The organism is Vibrio celticus (assembly GCF_024347335.1).
Taxonomy (GTDB): Bacteria; Pseudomonadota; Gammaproteobacteria; order Enterobacterales; family Vibrionaceae; genus Vibrio; species Vibrio celticus.
Genome location: NZ_AP025464.1, coordinates 696,343 through 711,194 on the forward strand (window position 1 = coordinate 696,343; position 14,852 = coordinate 711,194).

At 43.5% G+C, this 14,852-nt stretch carries 14 protein-coding genes and 1 pseudogene; 6 read left to right on the forward strand and 9 right to left on the reverse strand.

Annotated elements, in window-relative coordinates:
• Nucleotides 1-20: 20 nt before the first annotated feature.
• A complete protein-coding gene (locus OCV19_RS19195) occupies nt 21-1,232 on the reverse strand; it encodes an acetyl-CoA C-acetyltransferase (RefSeq protein ID WP_065675417.1) in 1,212 nt (403 codons plus the stop codon).
• Nucleotides 1,233-1,258: 26 nt separating this feature from the next.
• Nucleotides 1,259-1,999, reverse strand: a complete 741-nt coding sequence (locus tag OCV19_RS19200; protein ID WP_065675416.1) for an SDR family oxidoreductase — start codon at nt 1,997-1,999, stop codon at nt 1,259-1,261.
• Between the two features lie 551 nt (nt 2,000-2,550).
• On the opposite strand from OCV19_RS19200, the pseudogene OCV19_RS19205 reads away from it, so the two are divergent.
• Nucleotides 2,551-3,649: pseudogene (locus tag OCV19_RS19205) on the forward strand (ISAs1 family transposase).
• Nucleotides 3,650-3,731: 82 nt separating this feature from the next.
• Here OCV19_RS19205 and OCV19_RS19210 read toward each other — a convergent pair.
• The gene (locus tag OCV19_RS19210) at nt 3,732-4,415 is read right to left on the reverse strand and encodes an SH3 domain-containing protein (RefSeq protein WP_017072234.1); all 684 of its coding nucleotides are present in this window, start codon (nt 4,413-4,415) and stop codon (nt 3,732-3,734) included.
• 96 nt (nt 4,416-4,511) lie between these two features.
• Between OCV19_RS19210 and OCV19_RS19215 the strand changes: the two genes are divergently transcribed.
• Both OCV19_RS19215 and OCV19_RS19220 read left to right on the forward strand, forming a co-directional pair.
• Nucleotides 4,512-5,087 (forward strand): hypothetical protein, encoded by a 576-nt coding sequence (locus OCV19_RS19215; protein ID WP_065675447.1) that lies wholly within the window; start codon nt 4,512-4,514, stop codon nt 5,085-5,087.
• A 269-nt stretch (nt 5,088-5,356) separates the two neighbouring features.
• The gene (locus OCV19_RS19220; protein ID WP_065675446.1) at nt 5,357-5,599 is read left to right on the forward strand and encodes a hypothetical protein; all 243 of its coding nucleotides are present in this window, start codon (nt 5,357-5,359) and stop codon (nt 5,597-5,599) included.
• A gap of 169 nt (nt 5,600-5,768) precedes the next feature.
• Here OCV19_RS19220 and OCV19_RS19225 read toward each other — a convergent pair whose 3' ends face one another.
• Entirely contained in the window at nt 5,769-6,227 is a 459-nt protein-coding gene (locus tag OCV19_RS19225) for an Lrp/AsnC family transcriptional regulator (RefSeq protein ID WP_017062622.1), read from the reverse strand.
• Nucleotides 6,228-6,376: 149 nt separating this feature from the next.
• Here OCV19_RS19225 and OCV19_RS19230 point away from each other — a divergent pair, with 149 nt between their 5' ends.
• Together OCV19_RS19230 and OCV19_RS19235 are read left to right on the forward strand one after the other, a co-directional pair.
• A complete protein-coding gene (locus OCV19_RS19230) occupies nt 6,377-7,306 on the forward strand; it encodes a DMT family transporter (protein WP_065675445.1) in 930 nt (309 codons plus the stop codon).
• A 158-nt stretch (nt 7,307-7,464) separates the two neighbouring features.
• Nucleotides 7,465-7,920, forward strand: a complete 456-nt coding sequence (locus OCV19_RS19235; protein WP_065675444.1) for an exoribonuclease R — start codon at nt 7,465-7,467, stop codon at nt 7,918-7,920.
• A 49-nt stretch (nt 7,921-7,969) separates the two neighbouring features.
• On the opposite strand, the gene OCV19_RS19240 is transcribed toward OCV19_RS19235, so the two are convergent.
• On the reverse strand, nt 7,970-8,197 hold the full coding sequence (locus tag OCV19_RS19240; RefSeq protein WP_065675443.1) for a hypothetical protein: 228 nt from the start codon (nt 8,195-8,197) through the stop codon (nt 7,970-7,972).
• 266 nt (nt 8,198-8,463) lie between these two features.
• Entirely contained in the window at nt 8,464-8,805 is a 342-nt protein-coding gene (locus OCV19_RS19245; protein ID WP_008219317.1) for a YggL 50S ribosome-binding family protein, read from the reverse strand.
• Nucleotides 8,806-9,047: 242 nt separating this feature from the next.
• Between OCV19_RS19245 and OCV19_RS19250 the strand changes: the two genes are divergently transcribed.
• Nucleotides 9,048-11,075 carry a PhoX family protein gene (locus tag OCV19_RS19250; protein WP_065675442.1) on the forward strand — a complete coding sequence of 676 codons (2,028 nt, stop codon included), beginning with the start codon at nt 9,048-9,050 and terminating at the stop codon, nt 11,073-11,075.
• A 256-nt stretch (nt 11,076-11,331) separates the two neighbouring features.
• Here the strand turns inward: OCV19_RS19250 and OCV19_RS19255 are convergent, their stop codons facing one another.
• From OCV19_RS19255 to OCV19_RS19265, 3 genes are all read right to left on the reverse strand, one after another.
• Nucleotides 11,332-11,952 carry a LysE family translocator gene (locus tag OCV19_RS19255; RefSeq protein WP_065675441.1) on the reverse strand — a complete coding sequence of 207 codons (621 nt, stop codon included), beginning with the start codon at nt 11,950-11,952 and terminating at the stop codon, nt 11,332-11,334.
• Nucleotides 11,953-12,116: 164 nt separating this feature from the next.
• On the reverse strand, nt 12,117-13,403 hold the full coding sequence (locus OCV19_RS19260) for a DEAD/DEAH box helicase (protein WP_019821956.1): 1,287 nt from the start codon (nt 13,401-13,403) through the stop codon (nt 12,117-12,119).
• 182 nt (nt 13,404-13,585) lie between these two features.
• Nucleotides 13,586-14,569, reverse strand: coding sequence for a CobW family GTP-binding protein (locus OCV19_RS19265; protein ID WP_065675440.1), 984 nt, complete (start codon nt 14,567-14,569; stop codon nt 13,586-13,588).
• Between the last annotated feature and the right edge of the window lie 283 nt (nt 14,570-14,852).

Sequence of the window (14,852 nt, forward strand, 5' to 3'; positions counted from 1 at the left end):
TGCTACCGATATATCAGGCTCTAACCTTCAATACCTTTTAGCAAAACAGCGGTTCCCATTCCTCCACCCACACAGAGTGAAGCAACGCCATAAGTCGTTTTCTGTTCAAGCATTTCATGGATGAGTGAAACAATAATTCGATTGCCTGAAGCACCTAAAGGATGGCCAAGCGCGATTGCACCACCATTCACATTGACCTTTGGCTTGAACTCATCAAGCGGTAAGTCATGCTGCTCTGACAATTGGTACATTACGCCAAGAGCTTGTGCTGCAAACGCTTCATTCAATTCAAACAAATCTACTTCTTCTAGAGTGAGATTCGCCTTATCAAGCGTTTTAGAAACGGCTTCTACTGGGCCTAAACCCATAATCTTTGGATCTAATCCAGACTGTGCGTAGCTCGTTAGCTCTACCATTGGTGTCAGTCCGTATTTCGCTACTGCACTCTCTGAGGCTAAGATAATTGCACTCGCACCATCGTTGATGCCCGAAGCATTACCCGCCGTGACAGACCCTTCACGGTCAAAAGCTGGACGAAGCTTTTGCAGACCTTCGAATGTCGCGTCTGACTTCGGATACTCATCGGTCTCAAAAGTGACGGTTTGTCTGCGCTGCTTAACTTCTACAGGCACGATTTGCTCGTTAAACTTACCCGCTTCAATCGCAGCAACGGCTTTCAGTTGGCTTTCTAAGGCATAGTTATCTTGAGCTAGACGAGAAATATTCAACGTGTTCGCAATATTTTCAGCGGTCATGCCCATGTGGTAGTGATTAAACGCATCGGTTAAGCCATCACTAACCAGTAAGTCTTTCATTGAGATGTCACCCATTTTGTGACCATTACGAACGCTCGCTGGTACCACAAACGGAATTTGGGACATCACTTCAACGCCAGCAGCAATAACCACTTCAGCATCTTGTGCTTTGATGTGCGCCGCTGCGTCCATCACTGATTTCATTCCGCTGCCGCAAATCATGTTCACGCCGTATGCTGGTGTTTCCTCAGGAAGCCCTGCATAGATGGAAGCCTGACGAGCAACCCCCATTCCTTGACCTGCCGAAATCACGTTGCCCACGATCACTTCATCAATCGCATCTAACGAAAGATCGACAGACTCAAGTACACCTTTGATCGCAACGCCAGCTAACTCACCCGCAGATACGTTTTTTAGCGACCCGGTAAATGCACCAATAGGAGTACGCTTAGCCGCAACAATAAATACTTTTTCCATCATTCCAACCCCTTCAGTTCCGCCAATTACTGCATGTACAAGCCGCCATTCACAGACAATGTTTCGCCTGTAATGTACGCGCCAGATTCACTCGCTAAAAAGCCCACTGCGTCTGCAATTTCAACAGGTGTTGCTAAGCGTTTCATCGGGATTTGGTTCTTGATTGAATCCAGTACTTCAGGCTTCATTTGCTCAACCATAGGAGTTGCTGTGTAGCCAGGGGCAATCACGTTCACGGTTACGCCGCTACGAGCGCCTTCTGCAGCCAAAGCTTTAGAAAAACCAATCATTCCAGCTTTCGCTGCTGAGTAGTTAGTCTGTCCAAATTGACCTTTAAGACCATTGACGGAAGAGATGTTGATGACACGGCAGTTACCCTTTTCACACATAGGAGCGAACAAAGGTTGAGTCACGTTGAACAAACTGTTTAAGTTCGTTTCAATCACATCTTTCCACGCTTCGGCATCCATCTTTCTAAAGACGCTATCACGTGTAATACCTGCGTTATTGACCAGCACATCCACCGTGCCTTCTTCTTCTAACAACTTGCTTAAGCTCAGCGCACATTCCGCAGTATTGGTAACATCTAATTCAAACAATCTCACTTGATCTTCGGTGAATTGTTTTCCGTTAAACCAATCCAAGGCACATTGGTAATTTCCAGTAAAATAAGTCGCGATAACACGATAGCCGTCTGCAACTAATTTAGAGGAAATTGCTGAGCCGATACCGCCTTTTGACCCTGTAATTAAAGCAAGCTTTTTCATTAATGGTTCCATCCCTTACAAGCAATTAAATAACAATAATGTTAATAAGATAATGTCTTAGTTGATAATTAAACTTTACGTTTTGCTTTAATTAAACCCTACAACTCAAAATCAAAAATTATTATTACAAATATAAAATATTTTCGTATTATGATTAAAAACTAGACTTGCATCCCAAAACCAATGAAATGTTACGATTATGTAAATCAACGCAAGACTCTGATATTAATAAGGTTTGTTTAATTTCACTTTTATCACCAAGCAGATAAGCCTTTGTAAATACGAGATAAATCTATATCTCTCAGCTTGTTTCAAGAATAATGCAATGTGGGAATTTGAAATGATTGATCACGAGAATAATAACAAAACTCTTATTAGCCATTAATAAATGGTTCCTAATTATTCTATATAACCTTCGATATAATTAACGTTCTAAATGGGAAAGATGAACATTATGGATAGACAAAAAAGCCCACTCAACCTCAGGGCGGGATCGCACTTTGTTAACTAATGTGATCTAATAGTGGCAAATCCTCAGATACACAGCAATTTTGAACCTTATTGAATACTTATCTGTCGTCGAAGACACTCGCTCGGACATCAATCAGAAACACAACCTCATCGATGTCATGTTTCTAGTGATTAGCGCTATCGCATCGGGATGTGAAGGTTGGCAAGACATTGAATTTTATGGAGAAGAAAAGCTCGATTGGTTAAGGAAATATAGACCTTTCGAACATGGTATCCCTCGTAGACACACAATAGCTCGCATCTTGCGTTCCGTTGTTGCTGAGTCACTGCTCGAAGCTTTAGCCCTTTGGATAAACGAGCAGCGAACTAGCCATAACAAGCCCATTATCGCATTTGACGGTAAGGTGTTGCGGGGCTCCTATCGTAACGACAGAAAAACTGCGTTGCAGTTGGTCACCGCTTACGATACCGAGCGTGGTCTAGTTCTGAGCCAGAAGCCGACTGAGAACAAGAATGGTGAGATAAACATTGTACGCCAAATGCTTGATGTTATTAATGTAAAGGGTAGCGTTGTCACGGTTGACGCCTTACATTGCCAGCGTGAAACACTAGAGAAAATCAAAGACAAACAGGCACATGTCGTCGTCCAGGTTAAGAATAATCAGCCCAAGCTTCGAGCGGCTGTTGTGGAGCAGTTCAAACAGTTTTGATGCTGGCAAAGAGAAAATAGTCACCGAAATCAAAGAGAAAAAACATGGTCGCAGTGAAGAGCGATACGTGTTTCAGCTCAAGGCTAAATTGCCCGATGACTTAGCTAAGAAGTGGCCAACGGTAAGAAGCATCATAGCAGTGGAGCGCCATCGAGTGATCAACGGTAAAGGCACTGTAGATACGTCCTACTACATTAGTTCTTTGTCGCCGAACAACAAACTCCTGGGTCATTATATTCGCCAGCATTGGCGGATCGAGAACAGTCAGCATTACGTGTTAGATGTTGTTTTTAAAGAGGATAGTTCACGCATCACTTTAGATGGTGCAGTGGAAAACATAGCGTTGTTCAGGCGCTTTGTGATGAATATGCTCAAGCAATGTGACTGTGGTGCGCCAAGCCAAAAAGTGAAATTGAAAAAAGCGGCATGGAACGACGATTATCGGGCTAGAGTATTCTTTGGGTTATAAATCCATCAAAGTATGCTCCCGCCCTGCACTCAACCTATGAGTGGGCTTTAGTAAATAGCATTATTAAATAGAGCGTGGGATCTTACTTCGTAAATATTTCATTTGTATTTACATCAAGATAAATTTTGTTTTCAAGGGACAACCCACCACAATAAATAAAATATACATCTCGATTGCTGTACTTAACAGATTTCACCCATCCGCCTAATTCTTCAAAATCACTTGGGGCACACTCCCCCTCAGAGATCAGTTTAGCCACCGAATTACGGAATTTTTCTTGATGGATCTTGAGATCATCAGACTTAACCAAATAGGAATCCAATATCTCTTTGCTTTCTTTTTCCGAAATAATGACTTCATCATTCGATAAGCCTGACATAGAGACCCATTCCGCCGTCTGTGGGCCGCCATCTTTAAGGACAATATAGTCTGAGATACGAGCCCATTCTCCCTGTTTCTCGAGTACCTCCACCTTTTCCCCTTTGTAGAGGTAATCCGTTATCAAGCCATCAATTTCAGGTTGCTCGACCACTTCTAGCTTTCTCTCCAAAACGTAAAATTCCGTCTGCTCTGGTTCAGGCTGAAGATCCATGATGGGTACGAGGTCAGATTCAGATTGCTCGGTAGCTTCTAACGCCGGCTCTTCCGTTTTCTCTTGTGGGATTGGGTCTTTATTCATGACCAAGAAGTAGTATGCCGCTCCTCCCCCTCCGCCCAATATCAACAACACAAGTAAAGCGATCAGCGCTTTTTTCATCAAATCCACCAGCTCTTCCGTTATAGGGTTGTCTCAAGTGTACATCAACTCATGCTGCTGCTCATCTATACTCTCAATAGAGCGCACGGTAAGTAGAGGAAAGTCATGAGTTTTTGGGGGAAGGTTATCATTGTAAGCGTAACTTTGAGTACCAATGTCGCTCTAGCGAATCATTGTGACCGTGAAAACTGGCAAATGCTGTTGGATCGTCAGCTCTCTTTTGAAGGTCGCTATAATCAGTACACCAAAGAGTTCAACCAAGTTCTCTCAACTTATGAGTCACAAACATTATTATCTAAACACTTTAATGAAAAGCAGATCATTGAGCTTTGGGCAAAGTACGAAGGAAGGTTTAATGTGCAGCTCAATAGTCATATGAATACCGCGTATGACGTCTCTGAGGTTTTGTTACAACAGGCATATGTTGTGTCTACAGAACTTGAAGGCGCTCAATCTCTAGCGTATTCATGGAAAGCTGTCGCTAAACACTGCACTAAAGCAAAACTCACGCGCCAGGCAGAAAGCGCAAAGGTGCACGTGCAAAGCTCTCAATCACTCTCCCGAGATCTCCATACACTCAGTGAAAAATTCCGTCAGCTATCTTCAAAATATCGCAGAGAAGCGACGATGATTGATGAAGCACGCCACACAAACCAACCGGTAAACGATGCATCAAACTGAAATCACCATTAAATTCTCTCACTCGTTCGACTGGACTTTTCCGATAAATATGCTTAACCCCATTCATAATATTCTAAGAAATCGTTAATCAAAGCTTTATCAATAGGTTGTAAAATTAATGTGCTATCTATCAACAATGAAGTTCAATTTCCGACCAATACAAGCGAGCATGTGAGATATTCATCACAAAATAGATTTACAAACGCCAAAAAATTGTTATCATGAATCTTCATATAACTTAATAACAAGAAACATTTTGGCTAGGTAATATGCAAAAGACTATGGCTTTCAACTGCTTGAGTAACACGGAATGGACTGCAGAGACAAGAGGTAAACTTTTATCTGTAGCTAAACACATGGAAGAGTTCGGTTCAGTAAGTGAGCTAGAGCTATGTAAGATATTTGGAGAGACAATTTGGAATGACGGCGTGGATTATCATTCACATGCTTTTTCATTCAGAATTAACGCACAAACTGGGGATTGTTCAATCTCTAACTTTAAGTATCACTAAGTTTTGCACCTATCATATACGGAGTACCTTTCACGAGGTGCTACGTTTTTTATTGCCTGAAGCCTGACAACTTATTGATGAGTTTTTATATTGACCGAGCTTCTACTTCAAGAACAAACCATTTCGTTTTCAGCTCATTCTGCCTTTGTGTTACTGCTCAGAGTTTGGCTTAATCTGTATAAATTGGCAGTGGTGCATTGCCTTTTACTTGTCTTATCGCAAGGTGGGTATGAATATCTTTCACGTTAGAGAGCCTTTGAAGTTTTCTTGTAAATGCCTCGTAGGCCATCAAGTTCGGGCTAACTACTTCTAGCAGATAATCATAAGCCCCAGATACAACGTGACAACTGATCACCTCTTCCATCTCTACAACAGCCGCTTCAAACTTATCTATCGACACTTCTTGGTGGTTGTTTAGGCTCACCTCAACAAACACACTCATTGCGATGCCGACTTGTTCTCGTGACAAGCTCACACGATAACCGTCAATAATGCCCTTTTCTTCTAGCCTTTTGACTCGTCTTGCACAAGGCGAAGGCGATAAACCCACTTCATCAGCAAGTTCGGCCGTGGTTAACCTGCCATCTTTTTGTAGCAGTTCGAGAAGATGTCTATCAATTCTATCCATAGTAAATGCCAAACATTAGTTAAATCCGTTAATTATTTGGTAAATATTAGCAGAAATCATCAACGATAGTTCAAGTTAGGCCAAAACTTGCCAACCTGTGGCACAACAACTATTCCATAATGAGTCATCACCCATCCTCCTTCAATATTATGAATCTTGGCTATTTATCTATTACTGTCACCCTACTCATTTGGGCGAGCTTTTTTCTGTCTCTTAAAGGCGGCGCAAATTCAGATTTAACACCTGCCGATATCGCTCTCACAAGATTTCTCATACCGGCTGTGGTGTTATTGCCTTTGATGTGGAAAGCACGCAGCACGATTGTTCAAGTCCCTAAACGATATCTAACGGGTATGTTGGTGGGTAGCGGGTTGCCTTATCTGCTTGTTGCAGGAACGGCGATGCAGTTTGTTCCGGTATCACATGGCAGTGCTCTTGTTCCGGGCACGCTCCCTCTGTTCGTCACAGGAATTGCGGTACTCTTTTTTAAGCAGCCACTCAGCCGACATCGTGTTGTTGGTTTAGGTTTGGTTTTGCTCGGCATACTGTTGTTTTTAGGGAGTAGCTTAAGCAGCTTCAACTTCGAATACACCAAAGGTCATTTGTTGTTTTTATGCGGAAGCTTAATGTGGGCGATGTTCACCATCTCAGCCCGTGTCGTTAATCTTAATGCGTTAGTCAGTGCCGGTTTTATTTCTCTCTGTTCTACTTTGCTTTTACTCGTCCTAATCCTGACTGGAACCCTCCCAAGCCACCTAATGGACACACCAATCGCTAATTGGCCCTTCACAGAGCTGGCCATTCATTCAGCAATACAAGGCGTTGGGGCGGGTTTAATCGCGGCGTTCACTTACCTTTATGCGGTTAATACCTTAGGGGCTGAACGCTCTGCCGCTTTTGGCAGTGCAACACCCGCAGTGGCGACCTTGTTGGCGATCCCACTATTCAACGAGATTCCTGATGCGATGACTTGGCTCGCCCTTGGTTCTATTTGCATCGGCAGTTTGGTCGCGAGCAACATATTCATGAGAAACGACCAGTCGATGCAGTACCAACCGCCAAGCCATAGCAAAGCCTGATACTGGGTTCAAACCTAAATACAGTTCCCCTAAGCATCGATTTTAGGGCTTGTAGTACACAGATAAGCCTACAAACGTAGGCTTATCTAAAATCTGCTTTTTCTAAACTCGCTTCTCCATTAAACTGTCCGACCTTTTTGCAGATCCAAGAGAACACCATGCAACGCGACTACACCTTAAATTGCTTAATTACCATGCCTCGCCATGAACTAGAAGAATTTAGTTTAAGAATGATTCATCGCCTTGTTCCTGAAGATGCAATGACGGAATTATTTACGTTCGAGCAAGAAGAAGTCACCAGCGAAGAACGCATGCAATCAGCAAAATTTGACGCAATGCTTCGAATGACCGCTATCGCGCTTGGTGAAGTGAACCTAGCCTTCTCTGAGTCAGATAACTCGCAACAGAACATCGAGCGTATGACTCGCCTACTGCTTTGGCACTTCTACTCAATTTCTTTCAACCTTGAAGAAGCAATCGCAATCGAAGTGCACTGTGAGAAAGTTGAGAAGATCTTAAAGAACGCACCTAAAGATGCGTTTGGCTGGGTTAAAGAATTAACTGAGCTGCTTCACTTCTACGCGAAAGTGAACGAACGCAACGAAGGCGCTTAGCGTTAGTTCTACGTAAGAACACATCAAGCTAAACCGAAGGCAGACAGAGCTATACCGAAGGCAAGTAAAAGCTTTGCTGGAAGGAGTTCCCTGCCTTTGTTGTTTCTAGCACACTGTGATGTAACATCAGTATCGACTGCGTGATTTGATTCCATCCTTTATCGAGTCCTATCGTTACCAACAAAACGAGTAATGGCGATATACCGTTACCTTTGCCAGAACGAACTGTGGTGTTGTTGACTCTAAGAATGGCGATCAAATCTATCAGCAACTTCATTGAATTCTCATAAAACTCTCACAAGTTTATCCAAACTTATTACTGCCAATAAAAGTAGCGATAAGGTACTCATATTTAAAAGAAAAGTATCAATTCATTATTTACGTAGGACGGGATAGAAAAGAAGGTAAAGAATAGAAATAGAACGAATAAAACGCAAAAAGGCCGAATCGATTTAACGATTCGGCCTTTATTCTGGCGTACTGCTGTTACTCTTTCATAAGCCGTATTTGGCCTGTCAATCGAGCGAACAACACCACCTCAAATTAGAACGCGTAGTTTGCGTCAATAAGCTCGCTTACTTCAACTTTCGTTACTTCAGCACGCGCTTCAAGCCATTGTGCAACTTGCAGTTGTTCTGCTTCTGTAACTGAACGGTAGCGCTCAATTGAGCATAAGAAACCTTCAAACAGCTCAAGGCCGCCACCACCAAAACACAGACCGATGCTGTCGATGAAATCAATGAACTCGTCAATGAACACATCGTATTGGTCAAAATCAGCAATCGAAGTCTTGCAGCTTACTTCAAAACCCAGAATCGCGAATTCACCTAGGTATAGCTTTTTGCGTAGGCGGCGATTTTTGTTTTCGATTTTATCTAATTTCATAACTGTCTCTCTTTTCGTTTGATAAAGCATTTATACACAGTTCTACCCTAATCCCCAAGAGTTTTGTATTGCACGAGAATGTTAATAGCAAAATTCGTGCTACAGAAACAAAACCTTAATCAAATCTATAAAAATCTGTCACTTAACTGCTTCACGATTAGTCACACATTGACCAAACTTATTAACTCATGAGTTAGTCATGAATAACGAATAATAAAATCAGCCAATAGGAAGCAGTCGAGATGAGCAAGGAAACATTTGATAGCACTCGTTTTAATAAGAGCAAAAACAAACCCTTCGAAGAAGTTCTAGATGCGAACCTTTCAAGAAGAAACGTTCTCAAAGGCGGATTAGGCATCAGTGCAATGACTGCATTTGGCGCTTTTGGTTTAGCAGGTCACAGTACAGCGCACGCGGCGACAGCATCATCTAGCGCTCCGCAAAAAAGCACTGCTACACTTGCATTCGAATCGGTTAAAGGCTCACTGACAGACAGTGTTGTTGTGCCAAATGGCTATACAGCTCAAGTATTGGTTCCTTGGGGCACTCCACTTAATAAGCAAGGCAAGGCTTGGTTAAAAGACGGAACCAACAACGCACAAGATCAAGCAAACTCACTGGGCATGCACCACGACGGCATGCACTTCTTCCCACTTAATGGCAACAGCAACGATGGTTTGTTGGTGATTAACCACGAATACATCGACCAAAAAGCACTTCACGCTAATGGCCCTACATACGATGAAGGCAACCGCCCTAGCCTTGATGAAGTACGTAAAGAGATCAACGCGCACGGCGTCAGTGTGGTTCGTGTGAAACTGGAAGGTAACCAATGGGTGATGGTCGATAACGACCCTCTGAACCGCCGTTACACGGGCGCGACCGTAATGGATCTATCTGGTCCTGTTGCTCATAGTGAATTTACCAAAACCAAATTCTCACAAGACGGCAGCCAAGCTCGTGGCACGTTGAACAACTGTGGTAATGGCTACACACCATGGGGCACTTACCTAACGTGTGAAGAAAACTGGCCGGGTTATTTCGTTAACAAAGGCGAGACAACACCAGCGCAAGAACGTATTGGTATCGCTACTGACAAAACACGTTACGGTTGGGACACGCTTTCAGGTAACAAACAAGAACGCCTAGACGAATTTGCTCGCTTTGACGTAACACCAACAGGTGAGTCAGCAATGGACGATTACCGTAACGAAGCACACGGTCACGGCTACATTGTTGAAATAGACCCATACACAGCAAACTCTCGCGCTAAGAAACGTTCTGCACTGGGTTGTTTCCGTCACGAAGGCTGTACGTTTGGTAAGTTGACCGAAGGCGAGCCAATCGTATTCTATTCTGGTCACGATTCTCGCTTTGAATACCTATACAAATTCGTTTCTGAAGAGAAATGGGACCCGCGTGACGCAGAACCGAGTAATCGCCTAAGTGCGGGTGACAAGTACATGGATAAAGGCACGCTGTATGTGGCTAAGTTCAACGATGACGGTTCAGGTACGTGGCTACCACTGAATCTGAGCAGCAAGACAACAAACGGCGGCAAGCTAGGTGATTCATTTGACTCTCAAGCAGCGCTTATCATCAATACAGCGGGCGCTGCCGACCTTGTTGGTGCAACGCCAATGGATCGCCCTGAATGGTGCTCTGTTGACCCAATGACGGGTACGGCTTACCTAACGCTGACTAATAACAACAAGCGTAAAGAAGCGAACTCTGCGAACCCTCGCGTAGACAACAAGTTCGGTCATGTTATCCGTTGGGATGAAGGCAAAACGGCAGGCGAGTTCGATTGGGATATCTTCGTATTTGGTTCACCAGCAGTGGAAGACAAGTCTATTAACCGCTCTGGTCTAACAGACATGAACCAATTCGCGAGCCCTGACGGCTTAGCGTTTGATGCTCGTGGCATCTTGTGGATTCAGACAGATAACGGCGCAGACGAAGTAACTGGCTACACCAATGACCAAATGCTGGCAGTGGTTCCATCTCAGTTAACGGATGACAACGGCAACAGTGCGGTGATTGATGCAAACAACCAAGCACAGCTTAAACGCTTCTTTGTGGGTCCAAACGGTTGTGAAGTGACTGGCTTTACCATCAGCCCAGATTTCAAATCACTGTTTGTGAACATTCAACACCCTGCAAACTGGCCATCGTCTGAAGATGCAACAGCACAAACTCAAGGCAATGTCCGCCCAAGAGCATCTACGGTTGTGATTCGTCGAGAAGACGGCGGTGAAATCGCGGTTTAAATATACAACGCAAGCTAAGATCAGAAACATTTCTGTTATCTAGTCTCTGTTCGCTAGCTAAGTAAAATCAAAAAGAGCGATAAGGCCAAATGCCCTATCGCTCTTTTTATATTCTATGCATTCTTCGGTTTAAGTAAGAATCCGAATTTTCAAAACTCACCGTAATCCTAAGTAGTCATCATCCCAAGTACGCGTCACCCTCGAGAAGGAGGAACGACTGAGTCGGGGATCTCTGCTCGTCTTAGGCTAACTAGAATTAGCTCACAAACAACCAAACACCAACACCCATCATTAACGTGCCCGCAATACGGTTCATCAACTTAACGTTATCGGCTTTGCCCAGCATATGCTTTAAGCTCTTTCCACCTGTCGCGTATAAGGTCATGCAAACAAACTCAGAAACCAGAATAATCGACACGAGAATGAACAACTGCGGTGCTAAATCTTTATTGCTGTTAATAAAAGGAGGCAGTAGAGAAATCATAAACGCCCAGCCTTTCGGATTAGCAATAGCTGTCACGAAACCTTGAACCACCAAGTCCCAATCATTGCTGACTTTTGTTGTTTGGTTATCAGTACTGATCGCCAGCTTGCCTCTCGAACGCCACATCTGAACACCTAAATAAAATAGGTAAGCTGCGCCCACAAATTTAAAGCCCGTAAATAACCATGGGTAGTTCAACATGATAGAAGCGATACCCAATACCGCGGCAATAGAAACCACAGCGACACCAGCCAACTCACCTATCATCATCCATAATGTACGCTTGTATCCAACACTCATCCCCAGTGTCAGAGCTAAAGTCATACACATACCGGGCGTGATTGACACGAAGAAAAACGTGGGAATAAAAGCCCAAAGTAGTGCGCTATCCATATTATTACCTTATCGACTTATTTTTATTTAATAGTTCTTGTTTCTTGATCGGGCTTGAAATGAAGCGAGGTTGAAACGAAGCAGTAATGACAATAAACAATATTACGATCAATACAAACGAAAAGAGCCACATAACAGTGGCTCTTTTCAATCACCAACCGTAATTACTTACGACGGTTTTTAATTCGCTTCATCATAGTCAAACGACGTTCAGCGCTTGCTTGATCTTGCGGCTCTTCGTTCGCGTTGTTCTTACGACCCTGACGGTTTTTGTAAGCCGATTTAGTGTTCAGCTTCTCGATGTAAGCATCACGTTTCTTCGGTTCATAACCCGGTTGTTCAACACGGCGAATACGTTGTTGAATCAGTTTTTCAACTTGAACAACAGTCAGCTCTTCTTCGCGGTTAACGAAAGAGATTGCGTGACCTTGTTTACCAGCACGACCTGTACGGCCAATACGGTGAACGTAATCTTCCGCTAGGAAAGGCATGTCGTAGTTAATTACGTGTGGTAAGTCTTCAATATCAAGACCACGAGCCGCAACGTCGGTTGCTACCATCACACGTGCTCTACCTTCTTTGAAGTCATCCAAAGCACGACGACGAGCGCTTTGCGCTTTATCACCGTGACAAAGTACCGCTTTAATACCGTCAAGCTTAAGCTCTTTAACCACATCGTTTGCAGTTTCTTTGTAGTTCACAAATACAAGCACCTGACGCCAGTTTTTACGGCCGATAAGCTCAGAAAGCAGTTCAGTTTTACGTTCTTGATCCACTGGGTAAACCACGTGACCAACAGTAGCAGCCGTTGAGTTTTCGCGCTCAACACTAATACGTTTTGGTTTACGCAGAATATCAACAGACAGTTGGTTTAACTGAGTAGAAGTCGTTGCAGAGAACATCATGATTTGCGGTGATGTTTCTACATCCAACATGATCTTACGAACGGCATTGATAAAGCCCATATCAAGGATACGGTCAGCTTCATCAAATACTAGGAATTCTAGGTTAGCGATAGACACGTTACCCGCTTCTAAGTGCTCTTCTAAACGGCCAGGTGTTGCAACCAAAATATCCACACCCAGTTCTAGTTGACGAACTTGTGAAGACATCTTGTTACCACCGTAAACCGCAGAAACGCTTAGATCCGTGTATTTAACGTAGTCTTTAATGTTTTGAGCGATCTGCGCAGCAAGCTCACGAGTTGGAGCAAGAATAAGGCCGCGAGCCGTTCCTCTAGACGCTTTTTTACCGCTGTTCAAAAGGTGTTGAATAACAGGCAATGAAAATGCCGCTGTTTTACCCGTACCGGTTTGAGCAGTAGCAAAAATATCATGGCCTTTACGAGCCATTGGAATCGCTTTTTGTTGAATTGGAGTGAGTTTTTCATAACCACACTCAGTCAACGCTTTGACTAATTCAGGAGCAAAACCTTGAGAGGAAAATGACATTGTTACGGGTTCCTTAAGCAGACAGCCTACATTCTTATTTCAGCCGAGCACTATAAAGTAATTAGAGTGATTTATCTCACATTTATCGTGATATAACGCAAACTTTCTCATTTAATCTGGTGTTTATCCCGCCTTCAACGAGGTAAACACCAAGATCCTTGGTTCAAACAGCAAAAACAGGGCTATTTGATGCCACACAGCTTGAGTAGAATCTGCTCGAGATCGCCCCATGGCATGAGCTGCGAGTCGATCACTTCCAGTCGAGATTCAAAGCCATCAAGCGTAATTTCGTTCACAGACACGACTTGATTCGCCACATTGAATGCGTAGCAACCTTGGTCGGTGTTCACGACGGCTTTTACACGTTCAGCGGTTAGATCCGACAACATAGAGAATAGCGCATCGAAGTCGAACTTATGCTCTGCGCCAAACAACCAACCACAACTGAAATAGCCCTGCCCTTTATTCTCTTTACGGATGAAGGCTTCACCGGGAGGAAGTTGGAATTGAGGCTCTTGTTCAGCGTGATCGTGATGATGTGCTTCAATATGAGAGGAAGCACTGCCGTATACTCTTTCAATGTCTAACACTTCCAATGGCACTTCACCGTCATGGATTAGCTTGTGGAAGACTTTTGCTGGCGTTTGATCCGTCACCCAATCGTTAAACACATCGATGTCTTCAGAATGAACAAGGTCAACCTTAGTACCAAGAATCACATCTGCACTATTTAGTTGATCATTAAAATTCTGATTCGAGGTGTACTTTTCATTAGACAGATTTCGTGGGTCAACCAAACCAAGCGTCGCTTTTAAATCAACATAAGGCGTGTACTGATCGGAAGTCAGTGTCGCAATCACTTGTTTAGGGTGACCAAGCCCTGTCGGCTCAATCAATAGACGGTCTGGCTTTTGGCGAAGTAAGGCATTAATACCTACCGACATAGGCACGCCCGCAGTACAACACATGCAACCACCCGGTACTTCTTTAATCAAAGCACCTTGATCTGTCATCAATGCGCCGTCAATGCCGATTTCCCCGAACTCATTAACCAGAACAGCCCAGTTTTCCTTCTCAGGTTTATTTTTTAGCAGGTTCAAGATGGCTGTCGTTTTACCAACACCCAAGAAACCCGTAATTATGTTTGTAGGAACTTTTTTGGTCATATCAGTTCTCCTTTTTTAAGGAGTATATACACAATCACGGAGAAATTGACCCCAATCGCTTGTTTATACGGAGAATGATTTAAGCCAGAAGTAGTGTGAGTGTCACTAGAAAAAGGGGGAACGAAGAAAAATGAATGCTCCAGACGAACTAAAGGCGTACCTAAAGTACGCCTCACTCTCGTTACTCAATCGTGAGTTCGCGAATCAGGAAGCCTTAAATATCGACCTGAACAATTAACGAGAAACTAAAACTTTGTATCTGAATCCATCCAAATTGTGTGTA

What these genes read in the sequence shown, in the direction of transcription:
- OCV19_RS19255 (WP_065675441.1), bottom strand. Translation starts at nt 11,952, where the DNA reads ATGGATAGCGCACTACTTTGGGCTTTTATTCCCACGTTTTTCTTCGTG.
- OCV19_RS19265 (WP_065675440.1), bottom strand. Translation starts at nt 14,569, where the DNA reads ATGACCAAAAAAGTTCCTACAAACATAATTACGGGTTTCTTGGGTGTT.
- OCV19_RS19240 (WP_065675443.1), bottom strand. Translation starts at nt 8,197, where the DNA reads ATGAAGTTGCTGATAGATTTGATCGCCATTCTTAGAGTCAACAACACC.
- OCV19_RS19220 (WP_065675446.1), top strand. Translation starts at nt 5,357, where the DNA reads ATGCAAAAGACTATGGCTTTCAACTGCTTGAGTAACACGGAATGGACT.
- OCV19_RS19195 (WP_065675417.1), bottom strand. Translation starts at nt 1,232, where the DNA reads ATGGAAAAAGTATTTATTGTTGCGGCTAAGCGTACTCCTATTGGTGCA.
- OCV19_RS19235 (WP_065675444.1), top strand. Translation starts at nt 7,465, where the DNA reads ATGCAACGCGACTACACCTTAAATTGCTTAATTACCATGCCTCGCCAT.
- OCV19_RS19230 (WP_065675445.1), top strand. Translation starts at nt 6,377, where the DNA reads ATGAATCTTGGCTATTTATCTATTACTGTCACCCTACTCATTTGGGCG.
- OCV19_RS19260 (WP_019821956.1), bottom strand. Translation starts at nt 13,403, where the DNA reads ATGTCATTTTCCTCTCAAGGTTTTGCTCCTGAATTAGTCAAAGCGTTG.
- OCV19_RS19225 (WP_017062622.1), bottom strand. Translation starts at nt 6,227, where the DNA reads ATGGATAGAATTGATAGACATCTTCTCGAACTGCTACAAAAAGATGGC.
- OCV19_RS19200 (WP_065675416.1), bottom strand. Translation starts at nt 1,999, where the DNA reads ATGAAAAAGCTTGCTTTAATTACAGGGTCAAAAGGCGGTATCGGCTCA.
- OCV19_RS19250 (WP_065675442.1), top strand. Translation starts at nt 9,048, where the DNA reads ATGAGCAAGGAAACATTTGATAGCACTCGTTTTAATAAGAGCAAAAAC.
- OCV19_RS19245 (WP_008219317.1), bottom strand. Translation starts at nt 8,805, where the DNA reads ATGAAATTAGATAAAATCGAAAACAAAAATCGCCGCCTACGCAAAAAG.
- OCV19_RS19215 (WP_065675447.1), top strand. Translation starts at nt 4,512, where the DNA reads ATGAGTTTTTGGGGGAAGGTTATCATTGTAAGCGTAACTTTGAGTACC.